Source organism: Devosia sp. RR2S18 (assembly GCF_030177755.1).
GTDB classification, from domain to species: domain Bacteria; phylum Pseudomonadota; class Alphaproteobacteria; order Rhizobiales; family Devosiaceae; genus Devosia; species Devosia rhizosphaerae.
This window is the reverse complement of record NZ_CP126539.1, coordinates 1,887,414-1,908,159: the sequence shown is the minus strand read 5'-3', so window position 1 is coordinate 1,908,159 and position 20,746 is coordinate 1,887,414. Positions and strand designations below refer to the sequence as shown.

General features: G+C 59.2%; 21 protein-coding genes. 14 read left to right on the top strand and 7 right to left on the bottom strand.

Going from position 1 to position 20,746, the window contains the following annotated elements; all coding sequences use genetic code 11:
* Positions 1-79 precede the first annotated feature (79 nt).
* The 5 genes from QOV41_RS09495 (at position 80) to QOV41_RS09475 (ending at position 2,652) form a co-directional block, all read left to right on the top strand.
* Positions 80-919, top strand: coding sequence for a succinate dehydrogenase iron-sulfur subunit (locus QOV41_RS09495; RefSeq protein WP_284581053.1), 840 nt, complete (start codon positions 80-82; stop codon positions 917-919).
* Positions 920-937: 18 nt separating this feature from the next.
* A complete protein-coding gene (sdhC, locus tag QOV41_RS09490; RefSeq protein ID WP_284581051.1) occupies positions 938-1,339 on the top strand; it encodes a succinate dehydrogenase, cytochrome b556 subunit in 402 nt (133 codons plus the stop codon).
* Between the two features lie 2 nt (positions 1,340-1,341).
* Complete coding sequence (gene sdhD / locus QOV41_RS09485; protein ID WP_284581050.1) at positions 1,342-1,740, top strand: succinate dehydrogenase, hydrophobic membrane anchor protein; 399 nt, start codon at positions 1,342-1,344, stop codon at positions 1,738-1,740.
* 63 nt (positions 1,741-1,803) lie between these two features.
* Positions 1,804-2,244 carry a CBS domain-containing protein gene (locus QOV41_RS09480; protein WP_284581048.1) on the top strand — a complete coding sequence of 147 codons (441 nt, stop codon included), beginning with the start codon at positions 1,804-1,806 and terminating at the stop codon, positions 2,242-2,244.
* 33 nt (positions 2,245-2,277) lie between these two features.
* Complete coding sequence (locus QOV41_RS09475) at positions 2,278-2,652, top strand: hypothetical protein (RefSeq protein ID WP_284581047.1); 375 nt, start codon at positions 2,278-2,280, stop codon at positions 2,650-2,652.
* 227 nt (positions 2,653-2,879) lie between these two features.
* On the opposite strand, the gene QOV41_RS09470 is transcribed toward QOV41_RS09475, so the two are convergent.
* From QOV41_RS09470 to QOV41_RS09455, 4 genes are all read right to left on the bottom strand, one after another.
* Positions 2,880-3,617 carry an NYN domain-containing protein gene (locus tag QOV41_RS09470; protein ID WP_415926759.1) on the bottom strand — a complete coding sequence of 246 codons (738 nt, stop codon included), beginning with the start codon at positions 3,615-3,617 and terminating at the stop codon, positions 2,880-2,882.
* A gap of 225 nt (positions 3,618-3,842) precedes the next feature.
* Positions 3,843-4,112: a DUF2312 domain-containing protein gene (locus QOV41_RS09465; protein ID WP_284581045.1), complete on the bottom strand. Its 270-nt coding sequence runs from the start codon at positions 4,110-4,112 to the stop codon at positions 3,843-3,845.
* A 474-nt stretch (positions 4,113-4,586) separates the two neighbouring features.
* Positions 4,587-4,814: a hypothetical protein gene (locus QOV41_RS09460; protein ID WP_284581043.1), complete on the bottom strand. Its 228-nt coding sequence runs from the start codon at positions 4,812-4,814 to the stop codon at positions 4,587-4,589.
* On the bottom strand, positions 4,807-5,409 hold the full coding sequence (locus tag QOV41_RS09455) for a hypothetical protein (protein ID WP_284581041.1): 603 nt from the start codon (positions 5,407-5,409) through the stop codon (positions 4,807-4,809). The genes QOV41_RS09460 and QOV41_RS09455 overlap by 8 nt, the downstream gene beginning before the upstream one ends.
* A gap of 93 nt (positions 5,410-5,502) precedes the next feature.
* Between QOV41_RS09455 and QOV41_RS09450 the strand changes: the two genes are divergently transcribed.
* A complete protein-coding gene (locus QOV41_RS09450) occupies positions 5,503-6,618 on the top strand; it encodes a winged helix-turn-helix domain-containing protein (RefSeq protein WP_284581040.1) in 1,116 nt (371 codons plus the stop codon).
* A gap of 14 nt (positions 6,619-6,632) precedes the next feature.
* Here the strand turns inward: QOV41_RS09450 and QOV41_RS09445 are convergent, their stop codons facing one another.
* Positions 6,633-7,478: a DUF6544 family protein gene (locus QOV41_RS09445; protein WP_284581039.1), complete on the bottom strand. Its 846-nt coding sequence runs from the start codon at positions 7,476-7,478 to the stop codon at positions 6,633-6,635.
* A gap of 308 nt (positions 7,479-7,786) precedes the next feature.
* Between QOV41_RS09445 and QOV41_RS09440 the strand changes: the two genes are divergently transcribed.
* The 7 genes from QOV41_RS09440 to QOV41_RS09410 are packed head-to-tail and all read left to right on the top strand — an operon-like array spanning position 7,787 to position 15,275.
* Positions 7,787-8,821 carry a LacI family DNA-binding transcriptional regulator gene (locus QOV41_RS09440; RefSeq protein ID WP_284581257.1) on the top strand — a complete coding sequence of 345 codons (1,035 nt, stop codon included), beginning with the start codon at positions 7,787-7,789 and terminating at the stop codon, positions 8,819-8,821.
* Positions 8,818-10,431: an FAD-dependent oxidoreductase gene (locus QOV41_RS09435; protein WP_284581038.1), complete on the top strand. Its 1,614-nt coding sequence runs from the start codon at positions 8,818-8,820 to the stop codon at positions 10,429-10,431. The genes QOV41_RS09440 and QOV41_RS09435 overlap by 4 nt, the downstream gene beginning before the upstream one ends.
* Before the next feature lie 26 nt (positions 10,432-10,457).
* Positions 10,458-11,732 (top strand): ABC transporter substrate-binding protein, encoded by a 1,275-nt coding sequence (locus tag QOV41_RS09430; RefSeq protein ID WP_284581037.1) that lies wholly within the window; start codon positions 10,458-10,460, stop codon positions 11,730-11,732.
* A gap of 57 nt (positions 11,733-11,789) precedes the next feature.
* Complete coding sequence (locus QOV41_RS09425) at positions 11,790-12,716, top strand: carbohydrate ABC transporter permease (protein ID WP_284581035.1); 927 nt, start codon at positions 11,790-11,792, stop codon at positions 12,714-12,716.
* Positions 12,706-13,548, top strand: a complete 843-nt coding sequence (locus QOV41_RS09420; protein WP_284581033.1) for a carbohydrate ABC transporter permease — start codon at positions 12,706-12,708, stop codon at positions 13,546-13,548. Before QOV41_RS09425 ends, QOV41_RS09420 begins: the two co-directional genes overlap by 11 nt.
* 3 nt (positions 13,549-13,551) lie before the next feature.
* A complete protein-coding gene (locus QOV41_RS09415) occupies positions 13,552-14,598 on the top strand; it encodes an ABC transporter ATP-binding protein (RefSeq protein WP_284581032.1) in 1,047 nt (348 codons plus the stop codon).
* Positions 14,598-15,275 (top strand): hypothetical protein, encoded by a 678-nt coding sequence (locus QOV41_RS09410; RefSeq protein ID WP_284581030.1) that lies wholly within the window; start codon positions 14,598-14,600, stop codon positions 15,273-15,275. Before QOV41_RS09415 ends, QOV41_RS09410 begins: the two co-directional genes overlap by 1 nt.
* Positions 15,276-15,454: 179 nt before the next feature.
* Here the strand turns inward: QOV41_RS09410 and QOV41_RS09405 are convergent, their stop codons facing one another.
* Positions 15,455-16,906, bottom strand: coding sequence for an argonaute/piwi family protein (locus QOV41_RS09405; protein WP_284581028.1), 1,452 nt, complete (start codon positions 16,904-16,906; stop codon positions 15,455-15,457).
* Positions 16,906-18,786 carry an SIR2 family protein gene (locus QOV41_RS09400; protein ID WP_284581026.1) on the bottom strand — a complete coding sequence of 627 codons (1,881 nt, stop codon included), beginning with the start codon at positions 18,784-18,786 and terminating at the stop codon, positions 16,906-16,908. Before QOV41_RS09400 ends, QOV41_RS09405 begins: the two co-directional genes overlap by 1 nt.
* Positions 18,787-19,266: 480 nt before the next feature.
* Between QOV41_RS09400 and QOV41_RS09395 the strand changes: the two genes are divergently transcribed.
* Positions 19,267-20,724: a reverse transcriptase domain-containing protein gene (locus tag QOV41_RS09395; protein WP_284581024.1), complete on the top strand. Its 1,458-nt coding sequence runs from the start codon at positions 19,267-19,269 to the stop codon at positions 20,722-20,724.
* Positions 20,725-20,746: the final 22 nt, after the last annotated feature.

Genomic DNA, 20,746 nt, shown 5'->3' with positions numbered 1-20,746 from the left:
GATAGATGTGCGAGATGCCCTCAATTAGTCTATAACACCATTACGACCCTAAAACGGTCCGCCAAACCAAGGAACGAGAATGATTGTCGATTCCTCGGACCAAGTCCCCCGAAATACTCTGCTGAAACGCTTTCCGGTTCCAACCAATTTCAAGGTGGAACCTGGATCACGGATCGACCGGGGAAAAACATGGGCAGCGCCTGCCGGTGCTGTCCGGCTGAAGTGGTTCACGGTCTATCGCTATGATCCGGATACAGGCGCCAATCCCAGGCTGGACAGGTATCAGGTAGACCTGGACGATTGCGGCCCCATGGTCCTGGACGCTCTCGTTTGGATCAAGAACAAGATTGATCCTACCCTGACGTTCCGTCGCTCCTGCCGTGAAGGCGTATGTGGCTCATGCTCGATGAACATCGATGGCACCAACTGGCTCGCCTGCACGCGGTACATCTCTGACACGGATGCATCGGCAGACATATACCCGCTGTCGAACATGAGGGTCATCAAGGACCTCGTACCCGACCTGTCGCCTGCATTCGAACAATACTCTTCCATCGACCCATGGCTGAAAACCAGCACGCCGGCACCACAAGTGGAGCGGCTTCAATCCCCTGCCGAACGCAGCGGCCTCGACGGTTACTACGAATGCATCCTTTGCTTCTGTTGCACTTCGGGCTGCCCCAGTCACTGGTGGAACGGAGATCGCTTCCTCGGGCCCGCCGTGCTGCTGCAAGCATACCGGTGGCTGATCGACAGCCGGGATGAGGCCAAGACCGAGCGCCTCAACGACTTAGAAGATCCCTTTCGGCTTTATCGATGCCACACCATTCTGAACTGCACCCGGACCTGTCCAAAGGGACTGAACCCAGGCAAGGCAATTGCCGAGATCAAGAAGATGCTGGTTGAACGCCAGAGCTGAAACACAAGGAGCGCCGAAATGGTAGATCCAGCAACGGCGAGACCGCGGCCACTCTCTCCCCACATTCAAATCTACCGCCCCCAACTCACCTCGGTGCTGTCGATCGGCTACCGGATCACGGGAGTGGTAATGACCCTCTACCTGGTCGGCCTCGTTGTCTGGCTGATTGCCGCAGCCTCTGGTCCGCCGGCGTATTCGGCTCTCGTGGCCGTCCTTTCGTCATGGGTGGGGCAAGCCCTTCTGTTTGCCGGCACGTTCGCCTTCTTCTGGCACCTGTGCGGCGGCATACGGCATCTCGCCTGGGACACTGGCAGGGGTTTTGAGCTCCGCTCGATCTACATCTCTGGGTGGCTAGTCGTCGGCTCAACCACTGCCCTCACGCTGTTCACATGGATATTCATCTGGTTCTACAAGGGGTAGCCATGGTCGCGAAAGACACACCACTGCGCCAGACCCGCGCCCGTCGCTCTGGTTCAGTCGGGCACGGAACCACTCACTGGTGGGTGGAGCGCGCTTCGGGAGTTGCACTCATCCCGCTCACCTTATGGTTCGTCATCTCCATCAGTGCCGTTGCAATCAACGATCATAGCGCGGTGATCGACTGGCTGAGATCACCGTTGGCCGTGCTCTTGGTGCCGCTGCTGCTCTGCCTGTCCTTCTACCATGCGGCACTTGGTCTGCAGGTGGTGATCGAAGACTACGTGCATTCCGGTTTGAAGCACGTTGGCCTGCTCGCGGTCCGAATTACCTGCGTCTCTCTGGCGGTAGCGGGCCTCCTCGCAGTGCTCCGCATCGCATTCGGCGATTGGGGCAGCTTATGATACAATAAAACCAGTCTCCGCTCGTCCCCAGACCTGCGGGCCAGCCTTGCTAGAGGAGACACTATGTACGCTGAGAGTTTACTGCCAGCAGCGCGGCAGCGCCTGATTACCATTTCCGATGATGCACCGCTCATCGAGGCGGCCGGAAAGCTGCGTTCCGGAACGGACATTCTGGTGGTGTGCAACTCCGCCGGCGTCCTGCGGGGCGTTGTTAGCAAAACAGACATCGTCGGTCAGATCGCCCAGTGCCAAGGAGCAGGTTGCATCGCGTTGATATCGGTCGCGATGACGCAAGACGTACTGTCCTGCCGCTCCGGAGATTTGCTGGAGGATCTGTGGAGCAACATGAAAGAGCGGGGGCTGAAGAACATTCCTTTTCTAGACGGGGACTCCCGTCCGGTAGGGGTACTCAATGCTCGGGACCTGCTTCAGGCGCTTCTCAAAGAGTCCACGACCGAAGAAGACATGATGCGCCATTACGTGATGGGGGTTGGCTATCGCTGAAGACCCATCAGTACTGAGGACAGGAGAACATCCGTGCTGAACGAGCTATTGGCCACAACTGAACTGCGCCAACGTGCGCTTTCCAGATGGGACAACGAAGGTGGCGCTCCCGAGGAGCCGCCCACGATCGAAGAACAAGCCTACCAGTATCCGCCGCTGACCAATGCCGAATTGGTTCATCTTCGCATTCGGGTCATCGCCCTGGAGAACCTCGTCATTGCCCTGATGGCCCAAGCCTCGGATCGGCAAGTGGAAATCGCTCGTGAAATGGCCGCCTATATCACACCCCGACCTGGATATACTCAGCACCCGCTCACCCTCAAAGCCGCAGAGCACATGACCGATATGCTGGACCGGGCTGCTAGGTTTCAGACATCTTCCCCCCATAGCGCAGATAGGCTCGAATGAAGAAGGCTTGTTTGCGGTGAACTGATTAGCCAAGTTGCTCAGCTGTCCAGATAGGCAGTAAGGCCCGCCTAGCATCAATTTCACCTGTGTAGGTGCTTAGTTTGCGGACTGTCTGCATCCCACCCCATCTCAGGCATCGTCATTGGCTTAGCCGATCGTCAGCCTTCGGGTGATCGTCCAAGGAGCCTGAACGGCCAAATGGGGTGCAAGAACGCAATGCTTGACGACTATCGGCGCCGTTTTCTGTCGAGCTTGGCTCGGATACGAAGAGCTCGGCCTTCCGGCTGATCAAGCTCAAACCCGTTGGTCTGCCGAACTAGGTCACTCAACTTGCGGAAGCCGAAAGTGCGCGGGTCAAAGTCAGGCGCCAGATTGGCAAGCTGATTGCCGACCGCGCCAAGCGGTACCCATCCGTCCTCGGTGTCCATCTGCTCCATCACCCGCATCAGGATTGGCACTGCATTAGCGGGCAGCTGAAGTGGGGCAGCTCTCGCTCCCGCGTCCTCCACGTTTGCCGGGGCTTCGGGCAGAAGGTTCTCTGTGTAGACGAAGCGGCGACAAGCTTGTCGGAAACTTTCTGGCGTTTTCTGCTCGCCAAAGCCGAAGACATCAACGCCCTGCTCCCGGATTCGAGCGGCAAGTCGTGTGAAGTCACTGTCGGATGAAACTAGGCAAAAACCATCAAACCGCCCACTGTGTAGAAGGTCCATGGCGTCGATCACTAATGTTATGTCGGACGCATTTTTGCCAGTGGTGTATGCAAACTGCTGCTGTGGAATGATTGCGTGTTTTGACAACACGTCGGCCCACGCCTTGGATCGGGAGCTGGAAAAGTCTCCATAGATGCGCCGGACACTTGCCTCACCGATCTTGGCTATCTCTTCGAACAGACCATCAGCAATCCGGGCCGAGGCGTTGTCGGCATCAATCAGGACGGCAAGACGTGGGGAGCGGGTATCAAGCATCAACGGATCCGTTGGGCGTCAACCAATATGGCAAGGCTTCGAGCCTAATGGTCAAGGCTTGTTGGAGTAGTCAGACAGGTGCCCGCTCTTGTTCGATCGCCGTGCCGGTTCCAACGGCCGAACTGGGGCGCCTTGCGGACAAACTTTTGGCGGTCCTGCCGGCTGGCTCACCGGCAGTCGAGCCTTGTCAGGTCGCCGAGCGGCAAGGCCGCTCGACGTCGACATTCACGCGGCCTTGGCTTCTTCGGATGTCTGCGCGTTGTCCATGGCCCTCATGTAGAGGTCCAGGAGAGTTTCGTGCTCGTCCCGCTCGTCTTGATCCTGCTTGCGCAGCTTGATGATCTCTTTGATCACCTTGACGTCAAAGCCTTCGCCCTTCGCTTCGGCAAAGATTTCCTTCTTGCCTTCGCTCAATTCAGCGATTTCCGCTTCGACTTGCTCGATCCGTTCAACGAACGAGCGGATCCGTCCGCCCGCTATACCAGCGTCGCTCATGGTGCCTCCTTGGGTGCTGAGGCCCGCACTATCTGAGTGCGGCAGTTTACGAACGGTAAACCTAGACCAAGTCTGAAGATGACCTGGTTCCCTCGCCGAGGTCACACTTCGAGTTTAGCCTGGATCGGCAAGTGCGGACTGCGAAGCCCCGTCGCTATCAGGCACTCAGGAGCTTCGCGAAATTGGAGCCTGCGGCTCGGAACATTGCCTGGCAGCACTGATGCATCCGGCAGGTTGGAGGTCATCGTCCGCATTTCCAGCGGCGGCAGAGCACCCTGCCCCACCAAGCCTCCATTCGGGTGAACCAATGACCTCCTTTCGAGGTCGAGGTACGCAGGGCTGTTGCAGCACGTCGCTACCATTCAGCACTGCCAGACCCGCTCCAGGCTCGGCGCACAAGCGGCTGACCCGGCCGGCGCTGCGTGCCAACGAATTCCGACATAGCTACCCCCAAGGAAGTGTGTGCATGGCGCATCACAACCTCTGACATGGGGTGCGGCGGGCACGATCGGCAGCCGGCATCATCATGGAGCCGCCGTGCTCTGGATCGTTTGGATTTATGGCGCTCATGCTCGTGGAACGGCGTAGCGTTGTCGGTTCCTCCCAGGTGAAGATCTCGTCCAACTCGACCGGGTATGTCCCGGCTGGAGCAGGCACACCGAAGAAGAGCTTGGCCACGACAATGGAGTTGAGTTTAAGCATGGTCGGTGCCCCCAGGTTGAGGGGCAAACCGGGACCACTCACGCGAAGCCCTGCTGAACAACAAGGCCGCCAGCAGCCACATAGCAACGAAGACCCCGTTGATTGCCGTCAGCTCCAATGGCCCGCTGGCGGGATAACCCAGCTGACGAAGTACGGCCACCAATGTGATGAGTGCCTGACCCGCTGCCACCGCCAGCATGGTTCTGCACATCCCATCCGGGGAGAGACGGGCAGCAAAGCCGCCGGTGAAGCCCACCGCGATAACCACCAGGTAGAGCAGATTGGCGGGATTCGATGAACTCCCGATGATCCCGACGCTGGCGTTGACATAGATCAGCAAGCCGGAAGCGAAGAGTGCAAGACCCATCCCGGCGCGATAGCTCCTGCTGGCCACACGTCGTGTGGTGGCATCATAGATCAGCACAGGCGTGAAGATCAGCACCGCCGCGAATAAGAAGTCCGTCATGTCCCAGTTGAGGCTGCTGGTGGTCACCTTGAGCACAACTGGGATGAGGTAGATGCCTGCTGCGGCGACCCAGACGGCAAGCCGCCATTGACCCCTCCGCTTCGGATCGTATGCTACATGTTCTGCCATGCGTAACTCCGTGGCTTAGGAGCTTGCAAGCATGGCGGAGATAGAGCTTGCTGCCATGAGCCGGGCGTGAGCCGGCGATGAGGTTTCCATGAAATGAGCACCGAGGTCTATAAGTTCGAAGGTTTCCGACTCGACGCAGCGAACCGACAGCTGGAGCGGCAAGGAACAAGGATCGAGCTCAACTCCCGGTACCTCGACGTGCTGATCCTGCTGGTGCGAGAACAGGGCAACCTCATTGCCAAGCAGCGCTTCATTGATGATGCCTGGAGTGGCGTTCCTGTCACCGACGAGGCCCTCACCCAAGCCATCCGCACGATCCGCCGACAACTTGGCGATGATGCCACCAAACCGCAGTTCATCGAAACCATTCCAAAGCACGGCTACCGGTTCATTGCCCCTGTCGAGGAAGTGGCGGGTACTGCTCCTGCAAGAGCTGCAGCCAGTGTAGGCACAAACCAAGACTCACATTTCTTGCTCTGGCGCGCAGGTACGCTGGGAGGGATCATCGCTGGTGTACTTGGGGGTGTGATCTACGGTCTTGCCGAAGCATCGGGGCCACTCACAGGCGGTGCGGCAGGCATCTCTGTGGTGCTCGTCTATGTCTGCATGACCGCTACTGTTGCGTTCTTAGGTGGAGCCGGTGTCGCCTTCGGCATCGTGGCGGCCGCTCGGATGCAGCCAAGAAATCCACTGGCGATGGTCATCGGGGGCGCCGTAGGCGGTCTGGTCATTGGTGCCGTCGTGAAGCTCATCGGCACTGATGCCTTTCTCCTGCTGTTCGGCAAGGCACCTGCGGACATGACCGGAGCATTCGAAGGATTGCTGCTTGGCGCTGCTATCGGTCTGGCTGTGGCCATCACCTTCGGCCATGGCAGCGTTTCGATCAGACGAGCAGCTTTGGTAGGATGCCTGACCACAGGTTTGGCAGGCGCCCTCATCCCTCTCTTGGGAGGCCAAATGCTCGGCGGCAGCCTTGAGCTCCTCACCCTCAGCTTCCCCAACTCACAGCTACGATTTGGTCACAACGGGCTGTTCTTTGGCGAGAACGGCTTCGGACCAGTAGCGCAGGTCGTGACAGGTGCACTCGAAGGCATTTTGTTCGGAGGAAGCACCGTGGCTGCGATGGCGCTCGCAAAGGATGGAGACAAGCTCAAGCCAGAGAGCCTTTTCGCCGATGCAAGTCTTGGTGCACCGCGCCGGTCCCGGTGAATGACGCTTCGCGGTCAGCGATACCGAGCGCTGACAATCTCCGCCTGGAAGAACGGCAGGTACTCGTCGGTCCCGAAATGATTGCCGACCTTCAGTATGGCGGGGATGGTGTAACCATCGAAAGTGGCCTCGCTTTCGACCGTTCCGCCGAACGGCTGCAGCTGAAATATGCTCTCTGCATTGGCGTTGCTCCACCTCTGGCCAACCACTTCGGTAACTGCTCCCGCTTCGTTCAACTTCAGGTCGAGCACAACGGGGGCGGCTCCGGAGGTTATCGTCACGCGTGCCAGGTTTTCGCCGGGCTGGCTCCAAACGATGTCTTCTCCGGGAAGGAGGGCGGCTGGTGCCCAGACGCCCTCGACAGCCGAGCGGAACTGAGCTGACCGGACCAGATCCGGAGAGGATGGGTTATTTGCAACCGGTATCAAGCTGTTGATCCAGAAACGCGTCCAGGCCTCTCCGTCAAAAAGAGCGTCGGATCCAGTGATGTGCATTGGACCGGACCGTAGGGATTGAATCCAGACGAACTGATCAGGGGGAGCCAGGATCTGCCTGGCTTCCATCTCATAGGTCTGGAACTTCGCTCTGTCACCCAGCAGAAAGGTACCTCGCATCTCAAGCTCGACGGTGGTCTTGAGCGGCGTTCCCGGAGCAATAGCGTGGATGAAGTAGCGCCGGGCAGTCTCCGGCAGACCCTGCACCATATTCGGATCAAAGATCCGATCCCCCGGAAGAGCGCCCTGCTCTATAGAACTCCAGGCTCGTTCCGCTTCGCCAATGGCCTGCCGATAGGAGACGAACAGGTAGGCACCAACGACGATCAGCAGAACCAAAAAGAGGACGGCTATCTTCCAGATCATCGATGCTCTCCATGACGATTTGATGCAAGATACGGCCCCGTCTGGCTAGCTTCCTTGATGCGGGTCAATCCGTCTGGACTTCGGTTTCAGTTGAAGGCGGGGAAGTAACGCACACTTCCTTGCAAGAGCCGCATGCGCGATCCCCGAAGTCCTAGAACGGATGGAAATTCTCTGCGCGATGCTAGGTGATCAGCTCCCCCCGCTCGCCCTGTTCCAGGGACTCAGCGCACTTGACCGCAAACGATGATCGCGCTAATACGCATTAACTGCTAATACGAATAAGCAAGGTCCGCTTCAGGAGAGCCAACCTGTCTGCCGTCAAACGCCTCACACAGCGCGACATTGCTCGTCTGGCAGGAGTGAGTCAGGCGACGGTTTCATTGGTGCTGAATGGCACGCCGAGTGATGCTCGCCGAATCCCCGCTGACACGCGGGAGCGGGTGCAGAAGGTAATCCGTGAAACGGGATACGTTGCAGACCCAGTGGCGCGGCGAATGGTCAAGGGCCTCAACCGGATCCTGGGCGTTTTCACCTACGAGCCCGCTTTCCCCTCAGCACAAGCTGACTTCTTCACCCCTTTCCTTCTCGGCATTGAAGAGGGCGCGCAGAAGCTGGGCTACGACCTGCTGCTGCTGACAGGAGCCGGTGTGAAGCGCCGAATTTTTGGCGAAAACGTGCGGCTACGTCTCGCTGACGGCTGCATTGTGCTTGGAAGACAGTTCGACCGGGAAGAACTGGCTCGGCTTGTCGGGGGCGACTTCCCCTTTGTTGCGGTGGGTCGCCGCGACGATGCCGGGGGACCGGTACCCTATGTCGGCGGTGACTACATCCCAGCAACGGCAGCTCTGGTCGACCAGGCAAAGGCTCTGGGCCATCGCCGCATTGCCTATGTGGGCCTGAATGAAGGTGCCGAATCGACGCTGGATCGCTGGACTGGGTTCTCATCCGCACTTGCACCAGCAGAGCTAGTTTTCACCAGCTTCGCTGTTGGAGAGCCCCCTGCTCCGCTGCTCGACGCCGTCATGGGGGCAAGAACTAGCTGCGTGTTCTTCACCGAGCTGGCAGACGCCATAAACTTCGAAGCGGCGGCGCGAGAGCGCGATGTGCAGATTCCGCGCGATCTTTCCCTTGTCGTTCTCGGCAATCACATCCGGGCCGAGGAGCCTGGGCGAAAATTCACATCCTTTGGAATACCGCGCGAGGCCATGGGCCACGCCGCCACCGAAATGCTGGTGCGGCGCGTGGAAAACAACGCGCCAGTCGAACAGGTGCTTCTCGCCTGCGAACTGCTTGAGGGCGACACCCTCGGGCCCGCTTCTACTCAAACTATTCGGAACACATGACCAAAGAGCTTCACGCAGATATCCTCATTGTTGGCGGCGGACTCGGTGGCGTCGCGGCAGCCTTGGGTGCACTCCGCTCAGGACGCACCGTCATCATGAGTGAAGAATTCGACTGGATTGGCGGTCAGCTTACCAGCCAGGCCGTGCCACCCGATGAGCATTCTTGGGTCGAACAGTTTGGCGTAACGCGTTCCTATCGCCAACTTCGCAACGGCATTCGCCAGTACTACCGTGACCATTATCCACTGACGGCAGAAAGCCGGGCGTGGGGCGACCTCAATCCCGGCGCCGGCTGGGTCAGCCGCTTGTGCGCCGAGCCTCGAGCGGGTCTGGCAGTGCTGGAGGCGATGCTCGTTCCCTGGCGAGGTGGTGGGCAGTTGACGGTGCTGCAGCCCTACCATCCTGTAGCTGCAGATGTAGACGGAGATTCCGTCCGTTCGATCACCTTGCGCCATCGCGACAGCGGCGACGAAGTTGAATGCTCGGCGCCGTACGTGATCGACGCTACCGAACTCGGCGACCTACTACCCCTAACAGGGACCGAGTATGCCAAAGGGTTCGAGGCGCAGTCCGACACCGGAGAGCCAAGTGCGCCGGTGGAGGCGCAACCGGACAACGTCCAGGCAGTATCGGTCTGCTTTGCTATCGATCATGTCGATGGCAATCAGGTGATCGACAAGCCGGCCAATTACGAGTTTTGGCGGCAGTATCAGCCCGATTTCTGGGGCGGCCCGCTACTCGGTTTCAAGGCCCCACATCCGCGCACGCTGGAAATCACGGAGCGCAGCTTCACGCCCAACCCGGACGACGATCCGCTTCTGGTCGATGCCGACCAGCGGCGCAACCCAGGCGATGGTAATCTCTGGACGTTCCGTCGGATCGCAGCCCGCCGCAACTTCCTTCCCGGCACTTACCAGTCCGACATCTGCCTCGTGAACTGGCCGATGATCGATTACATGCTCGGGTCGATCATCGATGTCTCGGAAGAGGAAAAGGCGCGGCATCTCAAGGCAGCTGCCGAGCTGTCCTATTCCGTCTTCTACTGGTTGCAAACCGAAGCCCCGCGCCTCGATGGTGGTCAGGGGTTCCCCGGATTGAGACTACGTGGGGACGTCACTGGCACCAGGCACGGCTTGGCCATGGCACCCTATATCCGGGAAAGCCGCCGCATCCTGCCTGTGACGCGCATCGTTGAGCAGGATGTTTCCATGGCGGTGCATGGAAACAATCTCTCCAAGAGCTATCGCGACAGCGTTGGCATCGGCATGTACCGGATCGACCTGCACCCTTCTACCGGTGGCGACAACTATGTCGACGTCGAGTCCGCTCCCTTCGAAATCCCTTTGGGTTCGCTGTTGCCACGCCGGGTGAAAAACCTGCTTGCCGGTGGCAAGAACATGGGCACCACCCACATCACTAATGGCTGTTACCGCCTGCATCCGGTGGAGTGGAATGTGGGCGAAGTGGCCGGACTACTCGCCGCCCATTGCCTCAACAAAGGCCTAAGCCCCCATCAGGTTCAGGCTGACGAACAGCAGCTCCAGGATTTTCAGGCACAGCTCTATCGCGAAGGTATCGAGATACGCTGGCCGGACGTGCGGGGCTACTGACCGACGGACACTTACAGGAGGAATAGATGTCCCGAATTGCTCAACTGAAAGCCACGGCAGCTGTTGCCGGTATACTCGTGCCACTCGCCGCAAGTGGCGTGGCTTGGGCCCAGGATGCGGTCAACCTGCGAATGACCATCTGGAGCGCAAACGAAGCGCACCTGGCCATGTTCAACGAGATCGCTGCGGGGTTCCAGGAGACCCATCCCAACGTGACGGTCACTTTCGAGCCCCTGCCCTTCGAAAACTACACAACGACGCTGACGACGCAGATCGCCGGTGGCAATCCACCAGACCTGGCATGGGTTCTGGAGACTACCGCAGCCGATTTCGTCAACTCCGGAGCGCTTGCCCCGCTCAGCGAAGCTTTCAGCACCACCGAGGGATATGAACTCGATGACGTTACCGAGCAGGCTACAGCGCTTTGGCGGCGCGATGGCGAGCTTTACGCCTATCCCTTTTCCACGTCTCCCTTTGCCATCTTCGCCAACAACGACCTGATCACAGAAGCAGGTGCCCGTACACCGGCAGAATTAATCGAGGCCGGAGAGTGGACTTGGGAAAATGCCTTTGACGTCGCGGCCCAGGTCGCCAGCGGCACTGAAGCCGATGGTTTGGTGGTTCGCGACTTCAACTACCAGGTTTGGCAAAACCTCGCCTCCATCTGGCGGGGCTGGGGCGCAGCGCCCTGGAGCGATGACGGTCGGACTTGCACTTTTGCCGAGCCGGCGATGGTGGATGCGATGACCCGCATTCACCAAGCCATCTTTGCAGAAGGCGCCATGCCCGGCCCAGGCGAGAGCGTCGACTTCTTTGCTGGCGATGCTGCGATGACCATTACCCAGATCTCACGAGCTTCGCTCCTGCCGCAAGAAGATCCGTTTGACTGGGATCTGGTGCCGCTTCCCAAGGGACCGGCGGGTGAGTATGCGGTGGTCGGCCAAGCCGGTGTTGGGGCATTCGCAGCAGGCGAAAATGTCGAAACGGCAGTGGACTTTCTTGCCTACATGACCAATCCGGAGAACAGCCAGAAGCTGGCGCAGTTCTTCCCCCCGGCACGTGCAAGCCTTCTCAACGCCGACACTCTGGCAACAACCAACCCGCTACTCTCGCCAGAACAACTTGAAGCGGTGGTGATCGACGGCATTGCGAATGGCCAGGTGCTCCCGGGCCACACCAACTTCGCCCAGATCCAGCAGACGGTTCGGGCCGGTCTCGACGCCCTCTGGGTTGAGGATGCCGATGTTCCGGCGGTGTTGCAGTCGGTCTGCAGCAGCTTGTCTCCGCTGCTGTCACGCTAGTCGCAGTTTCGGTGGGTGCTGCAAAAGCGGCTCCCACCTCCTCACACGAGAACTTCCATGCACATGCGCCTCGCAGCGGATACCACTCCCCGAAAGCCTGCGTTCTGGACCATGGCCCGCCGTGATGCTGCATCAGGCTACGCCTTCATCGCTCCCCAACTCGTCGGCATCAGTATCTTCGTCCTGCTGCCACTTGGCTTGGTGTTCTACTATTCGCTGCACGAGTGGAACGTACTGGCCAACACCTTCACCTTCGTGGGTGACGCCAACTACCAGATGCTGCTGCGCGACCCCAATCTGCCGCAGGTGCTGTGGGCCTCGGCGGTGTTCTCCGCGGGTCTGGTGGTGCTGAATATGAGCCTGGCACTGCTGCTCGCCGTTCTGCTCGACCAGAAGCTCAAGGGCATGGTCATCTTCCGCACGCTCTTTTTCTCGCCGGTTGTGGTCTCACTGGTTGCCTGGACGATTGTCTGGAGCTTTCTGCTGCAGGCCAATGGGGGGATCAACGGCATGCTAGCGATGATCGGGGTCGAAGGACCGAACTGGCTGCGAACCCCGTCCACTGCGATGATCTCGGTCATCGTCGTGCAGGTTTTCAAGAACGTTGGATTGAACATGATCCTGTTCCTGGCGGCCCTGCAGGGCGTACCAAAGGAACTCTATGAGGCCGCCCGGGTGGACGGCGCAGGACGGTTCAAACAGTTCCGCCGTATCACCCTGCCGATGATCTCACCCACCATTTTGCTGACCTCGATCATCACCATCGTAGGTTCGCTGCAGGTCTTCGCGCAAATCGCAATCCTGACCAAAGGCGGCCCCGGGGTCTCTACAACCGTGCTGGTCTACTACCTTTACCAGCAGGCCTTCCAATTCAACTTCTTCGGCTACGGTTCGACTCTTTCCATTCTGCTGTTCGCCATCGTCGCCGTGCTCACCTTCATTCAGTGGCAGATGCGCAAGCGGATCGTCTTCTATGAAAACTGATCTCTCCCCTCGCGCCAAGGTCGCACTTTATGGCCTCATGTGCGTGCTACTGATCCCGTTCGTTTTCCCGACGTGGTGGATGGTGACCTCATCGGTCAAGCCGATCAGCGACATCTTCGCCTTCCCACCCGACCTCTGGCCCCGCCGCTTCGACTGGTCGACCTACCAGCAGGTGTTCGAGTTACAGCCTTTCGCTCGCCAGTATTGGAACTCGGCCTACATCGCGGCCATCGTGACAATCGGCACGATGCTGGTGTCCTCCATGGCGGGGTATGCTTTTGCCCGCATCCGCTTTCCCTTCAGCAACACCATCTTCATGATCGTGCTGATGGGTTTGCTGATACCCTCGGAAGTCACGATCGTGCCCCTGTTTCAGCTGTTTCTGAGCTGGGACATGATCAACACGCATTGGCCGCTCATTCTGGTGCCGATCTTCGGTGCGCCTTCGGTCTTCGCCACTTTTGTCATGCGCCAGTTCTTCATCGCGCTACCGGTCGAACTGGAGGAAGCCGCGCGGGTGGATGGGCTGGGCCGCTTCAAGATCTTCTGGACCATCGCTCTCCCCCTGGCCAAACCCGCTCTGGGTGCGGTGGCGATTTTCACCTTCCTTCACTCATGGAATCTCTATCTCGAGCCGATCGTCTTTTTGTCCTCCACGCAGATGTTTACCCTGCCGCAGGCCCTGACCCAGTTCACCGATGCATACGGCGGCGCCATGTGGAACATCCAGCTGGCCGCTGCCACCATGACTGCCATCCCCGTCCTTCTGGTCTTCATCGTGGCGCAGAAGCAGTTTGTCGAAGGCCTAGCCCATACCGGTCTGAAAGGCTGAATCATGGCCCCTGTTACTTTATCTTCCGTCCGCAAGAGCTATGGCGCCACCGATGTGCTTCATGGAATCGACGTGGACATCGCTGATGGGGAGTTCATCGTGCTGGTCGGACCCTCTGGCTGCGGCAAGTCCACGCTCCTCCGCATGATTGCCGGTCTGGAAACAATCTCCGCCGGGGACATCTCGATCGGCGGCCGTGTGGTCAACGAGCTCGAGCCAAAGGACCGGGACATCGCCATGGTGTTCCAGAACTATGCGCTCTATCCGCACATGACCGTGGCGACCAACATGGGTTTTTCCCTGGAGCACCGAGGCGGCTCCAAGGCCGAGATCGCAGAGAGGGTGAATTGGGCTGCCGACATCCTGGGGCTCAAGCCTCTGCTAGACCGCTATCCGCGTCAGCTCTCTGGCGGGCAGCGCCAGCGCGTCGCCATGGGCCGCGCGATCGTCCGCAATCCACAAGTATTCCTGTTTGATGAACCGCTTTCGAACCTGGATGCCAAGCTTCGGGTCGTGATGCGCGGGGAGATAAAGGCGCTCCATCAGAGGCTTGGCGTGACTACTGTCTACGTCACTCACGACCAGATCGAAGCGATGACTATGGCCGACCGCATCGTGGTGATGCATGCCGGTAAGGTCGAGCAGATCGGTACACCGCTCGACCTCTATGATCGCCCCGCCAATCTCTTTGTCGCCGGCTTCATCGGCTCGCCAGCGATGAACATACTTGCCGGCACCGTAGAAGGTGGAGCTTTCAAGGTTGGAGGTGCCACCCTGCCGCTGCCCGGCAACATCAATTCTACCGGACCCGCCAATTACGGCATCAGACCCGAGCACATCCTTCTTGTGCCCGAGGGGTTACCAGCGACTGTTCGCCTTGTGGAACCCATGGGTTCGGAAACCCAGGTGACCATGACGCTGGGCGAGCATACCATGATCGGCGTTTTCCGCGAGCGGCTCACCGCTCGGCCCGGGGAGACCATCAACATCATGCCTGAGCTTAGCACCATCCACCTCTTTGATGCGGCCGACGGACAGAGGATTAACTAATGTATCCAGAGACCCCGCTTTACCGGGCGCTTACCGATGGCACATTTCCGGTCATCGTATCGCTCGCACGGCACGATCTCGATCTCGCCAAGGCGGCGCTCGATGCAGGTGCATATGCTCTAAAAACACATCTGAATGCTTATCACCGCGCTACGGGCACCACCTTCGGCAGTTTTGCTGAAGAGCGCCCGTTCTTCGGGCAGCTGGCAAAGCTCGGCTGCCCCCTCCTCGTGATGGCGGGACAGGAAACCGTCCCCACTGCCGAGGAGATGGATGCGCTCCATAATCTGGGCTTCGAGGGGTTCAATGTCTACGCCGACCATCTGCAGCCACATCTTCTCCAATCAAAGCTGCGACCCATGCCGGCTCTGTCGGACGCCAGCACTCCCAAAGACGCCAAGAAGCTAGCGTCACTTCCAGGCTGCATTCTTGAGGCCTCTATTAGCCCGTTCACGCGCTACCGTTCGGCCATGACGGACGCCGACCTGTCCCGCTATCAAGAGATCGTCCGAGCGGTGGACGTTCCCGTGATCGTACCAAGCCAATTGATGCTCACTCCCGAGGATGGTCGGCGGCTACAGCAAATTGGCGTAGCCGCGCCTCTGCTAGGTGCGATTGTCACTGGAGACACTCCAGCAACGATGTCCGCGTCCATCCGCCCCTTCGTGCAAGCGTAGCCCTACCGAGCTATCGACAGATCAACCGCGTCCATAAGTTCGGTCTGGAGCAATCAAGAATGACCGAGATGGGGCCGGAAGCGGAATGACAGCTTGCGGAAGGAATCTCACTCGGGGCAGACATGCCGACGCGCTTCGAAAGGCGTCTCACAGCAGCGACCGTTGCCGAACGCATTGCCTTACATGAATAGGCGATAGGGATAGGCCTTGCCGGGTAGATAGGGGACATTGGCGATGGTTCGTGCCAAACGCTGTGAGTAGCGGATAGTCACCGGCACCGGATCGTAGAGCGCGTCGTTGTTCCAGTCCATTTTGGTCAAGGCCAGTACCTCATGCGCCGTCAGGTCCAGCGAGCCGTGGCCGGCATGCCGCACGATCTGCAACGGTCTGGGAATGCTCTTTCCACCCTGGAAATAGTCCGACTTGCTCGACACCTGCGGAGCATTGCCGGCCACCCAAACCAGCGCCGAGCTTCCGGACCTGATAACGACCGTGCCCCGCGGGACCGGATAGCCCGAAGGCTTGGTCGGGGGTTTTTGCTGGCCGGATTCGATGAGCCAGACAGCGCGCCAACCGGACGCGCTCCCGACTTCGACACACTCAACCTCAGGAATGCCGGCAAGGGCATCGAAAGCACCCTCGATCTCATCCGGTTTGAAGGCGGTAGTCTTGTGAACGACCAACCGCCGCGGCAGGACCCCACCGTTCCTTGCCTGGTACAGTTCCAGGCTTCGGGCAAGTACGGTGCGCATGTCGTCTCGGCTCAGGAACGGGTTCCTCTGCGCCTCTGAAACATCCGCTACCGGATCGCGCGCTTCGAACGCGACGAATTGCATCCCGCCGCCATCCATGTCGAAGACCTGCGAGCAACAGGTTACGTAATGCGCATCGCGTTGGTCACCCCGCAACGCATAGGCCAACCCGATATACGCGGTGTCCTCGGGCACGCCCTTGAGGGGCGCCAGCTTCCAAGGGATGCCCGCGGCCTTCACGTAGAGGGCCGTCGAGAGGCGCCACGCTAGGGAGGCTTTGTGGGCGAACGAGAAGGCGCTGTCGTTCAGGACCTGTGTCGGGATGTTGTAACCCGCGCCCATGGCCTTCAGGGTGTCATGTGCATCGAAATATGCTCCGCGGCTGGCCGAAAGCCAGGTATCGGGGAAATGAACCAGAACGACATCGAACTCTGTACGGACGGCATCGAGCCGACGGAGCGCAGCGTCCATGGCATCTGACAGGCGCTGCTGGGGAAGCCCATCGCCCGGCAGTTTATCGAGATCATCAGGCCACCTGACGTGTGCCTCGGGTGGAGCGGATTCCAAGGCGACCCGATACAACTGCTCGAAACCGGGATATGGCGGTACGTATTCTGACCTGTCCGTCGGGCTGTAGCTGCTCCGCAATGACGCCATCAGAGCCCCGCGTTGCCTAAAGGCACTTTCGGGTCCGACCGTCGCGATCCTTATCCTGGACGCGTATTTACCGAACGAGCCCTTGGAGTAGGGACCGAATTTTGCCAGGCCCCGCAGGGGATGCACGTCGACATGCGTTTGGTCGGTCGGGGAAAAGACCAGGAGCGGCTCTTCCAGCAAAGAGAACGGCGGCATTTTCGAAAGTGCGGGAGAACGGACCATCAGCGGCTCCGCTCGAAATAGTCGTGGTGATTACCAGGACGACTCCAGGCCGTGATGGGCGAGACCACGAATTCCGCGTCGACGCCTGCATCACCATCGAGGCCGAAGGCGCTTACCTTGCCGTCGGCGCAATCGGTTAACAGGTATGCCCAGGCATCGATGATCCTCGCCCAATTCCCGTTGTATCGACGTGCCCAACGCTCTCTCCGCCAGTCTCCTGCGGGATCGCCTCCTCGTCGCTCGAACGACTTCTCGATTGGGGCGACGATCATGGCATCCTCGTAATCGGCGGTCGTTTCGCTTTCGCGGGGGATGTCCACGAACGTATGGGGTTCGAAGCCGCACCACCACTGCCCCGAAACATGTTCCAGCCTAAGGAAAATACCTTCGTGAAACGGGAATCCCAGCGTCGGCACGGTACCGGTGAGCGGCATAACATAGGCCGTGCGCAAGCCCGACAGGAGCCTGGTGCGCCATTGGGCCTTACCCCGCTCTTCGCCCTCGCGTGGCCCGTTCACGAGCAGCGAATGTCCGGAGCGCTGGCGGCGCGCCCGGAGTGGTCGGCGCCGCGAAAGAGCTTCGACCAAGGCGTCGTAGACGAGCCCGCGAGCCCAGCTTTCGTCGACTGCATTCAGCTCGATCGTGCCGGAGATCTTGGGTCCGAGCGCTTGTAACGCGGTGACGATTTCGGCGTCGTTGCCGAATGCCGCGAGCTCACGTCCATTGGCGGCGACGATTGCTCGGCTTTTAGCGTCCTTGAGCAGTGCCCGCGCCGCGGGCGACGTCGTCGGGCTGTCGAGAATGATCCGTCTCGCCGTGCGCGGTATTGTTTCGACGGGTAACGCCGAGAGCCGCAAGACCGGAAATCTCCTGGCTTCCGCCGTCGGAAGATTGACCGGAGTTAACCTCGCCTCCGATCGCCCCGCCATCACGTGCTCGTAAAGGACTTGGGGCAGGTCGACCTGCTTGACCACGTCGGCCGCTAGTTCATCGAATGTCTTGCACTCGACAAACGAGACGTCGACGCCGGCGGAGCGCGCGTCCTCGAGGAAGCGGGTAACGGCCGGCAGGAGCTTCGATGTGGACTGGGCAACCCAGAACAGATTGTTGGGGAAAGGCGTCCTTTCCTTGAGGACAGACGTCAACGCCTCCATGACGGAGGCATCCCTGCCGCTATAGCCAACGAAGACCATTCCGAACCGCTGAGAGGCCCCGACCAAAACGTGCCGCATCCTGGCGTCCTGAGCCGCCAGTTCCGTGCTGGTGTTCTTAATGTCTTCGGACTGGTAATCGCCATGCAGCTTGGCGACGAGCGGCCAATCGGATTCCTTGAGGCTCCGTACGGCGCGGTCTGCGGAATCGAGCGCCGCTACCGTAGGTCGGGCTTGCTCCGTCGCCGGCAACAACGCACTCGCGGTCTGAGCCGCCTCCTCGACCAAGGGATCGAAATTGGTCGTGAACACGCAATCGGTCTTTCGGGCCGCCATCAGGCTGCCGAGGACCTTATGCCCGAAAGCGGGCGTTCCCTTCGCGATCGCGTCGTCGATGTATTGTCGGCGCAACCGCTCGTGCGGGTAGACCGCTTCGAAGGCCGCCGCGTACTCGGTTGCGTCACCCTCTGGCGGCAGGATGGAAGAGGATCGGAAAAAGCTCCCGATGCGTTCGACCCATACGGGATCGCCGGTATCGATCTCCCGTCGTGATATGTTGTTTTCCCGACAGAATATTCGCGCCTTGAAATCCATGATCATCGAGTAGCCCGTCGGAATGCCCGAGGCTGCCGATGCGCCGGAGCCGAGAAACCAGGCAACTAGGTTCGGCCGCAACGCCAGGGCTGTAGCAAACTCACTCGCAGAAATGATCGTTTGAGTAGGTTGCACGGCAATGGATACTTTCTCGACGATTTCGCCCAGCCTAGGAACTAGGTGTTTGAGATATTTGTGAAGGCCTGATAGCGAGAAATAACAGGATTATCCTTGCCGATAGACCCTTACCTGCGTCTGGTTCGTTAGTAGGACTGAGATCCTTCGTGAAATCTGTGAGAAAGCGTCAAAGAGCGTCACGAGCCCCGTTTCTTGGACGGCGTGTGTATGTAATCACTAGCGTACGAGGTCTCTCCTCGCATTCGCGCTGTAGTAACTGCGGCGTAAGAGCAAACGTCTTCTCGAGGATCGTCCTGCGTGCCATGCAATGGACGTGGCGGTGATTGGAAGGGAGACCTCGTGCCTGCAAGCTTTTCCTGGGTTTTGCCGCAGCCTAGGGTTCGACTTCCACTCGAGTTGACGGATGAAGCGAGCCTTCTGCGTTTCCTGGGCATGTCTAGCCGGGAGCTGTCTACCATCTGGTGGCGTCGATATCGGATGTACCGGTCCTTCGATATCGCCAAGCGAAGCGGCACGACGCGGGCGATCATGGCGCCGGATCGTCGTCTCAAGATGCTGCAAAGGAAATTGGCTGCGCTGCTCGATCGCATGTACCGTCCTCGGGCAAGTGTCCATGGCTTCGTGAAGGATCGCTCCGTCAAATCTAACGCAGAATCCCACCTTCGTCGTCGGTTCGTGGCAAATTTGGATTTGAAAGACTATTTTCCGTCAATCTCTGAAAAGCGCGTCATCGGCTTATTGGAGTCCCTGGGTGTCGTAGAGCGAGTGGCGGAAATCATCGCCCGCCTGTGCTGCATCCAAGGAGCGCTGCCGCAAGGAGCACCGACCAGTCCTGTCATTTCCAACATGATTTGTTTCCGTCTGGACAAACAGATGCAGGCCTTCGCAAAGGAGACGAGGTCCATTTACACCCGCTATGCCGACGACATCACCATCTCGAGTTACCAACCGCTGACCGGCGTGTTCGAAGGATCAGTACCGCCGGCTGGCCGTTTTTCGCCCGATCTGCTGAGCACGAAACTGCGCCGCATCGTCAGCGAGAACGGATTCACGATAAACCCAGAGAAATCACACTACGCGGACAAGCATTCGCGCCGGTCAGTGACCGGTCTGCGCATCAATGAATTCATCAACGTAGACAGACGGTACATCCGGAACATCCGCGCAGCCCTATACCGGGCCGAGACCTCCGGTATAGCTGTCGCTCAGGACATTCTTCTCAGCAAGTACCACAACCCCTCTGATCTGGCCGCGCACCTGCAGGGGCGGCTCGCCTGGGTAGGTCACGTCAAAGGCAGATCAGACCCGACGTTTCGCAGCCTTGCGGCACGTTTCAACAAGATTTTTCCTGACAAGCAACTAGAGATCCTCCCAACTGCCATCGAGATGCGCGACCGCTCGGTCTGGTTGATTGAGCACGACGGCGACAACGGCTCGCAGGGCAGTGCGTTCTTCGTCAGTGGAGTAGGCCTTTTGACGGCCCAGCATTGCGTGGCAGGTGCGCCTGAGTTGGAGGTTTATCATCCCAGCAAGCCGGCAAACAAATTTACCGTCACCGTTGCAAATGCCGACGAGCACCGCGATCTGGCGATTTTATCCCACGGTATCCCACCCACCGAGTATTACGAACTGGAGCTATCGCGACGAAAGATCCAGGTTGGAGACAATACTACGGCGATTGGCTACCCGGGATATGGACCCGGCGACCGAATTAATGTGCGGATAGGTTCGGTAAGCTCCCTGCCGATTAAGCAGGGTGTTGCCAAGATCGAGGTGGGCCAGACACTGACGCAAGGCATGTCTGGTGGTCCTTTGCTTGACGTCGATGGAGAGGTGGCCGGAATCATCCACCGGGGAGGTCCTGGCGAAGGGCGAGACTTCGCCATCCATGTCGATGTTCTTAGACATTGGCTTGGTGAACTCGCAAGGCAATGATGGCGGACCATGACGATATCCT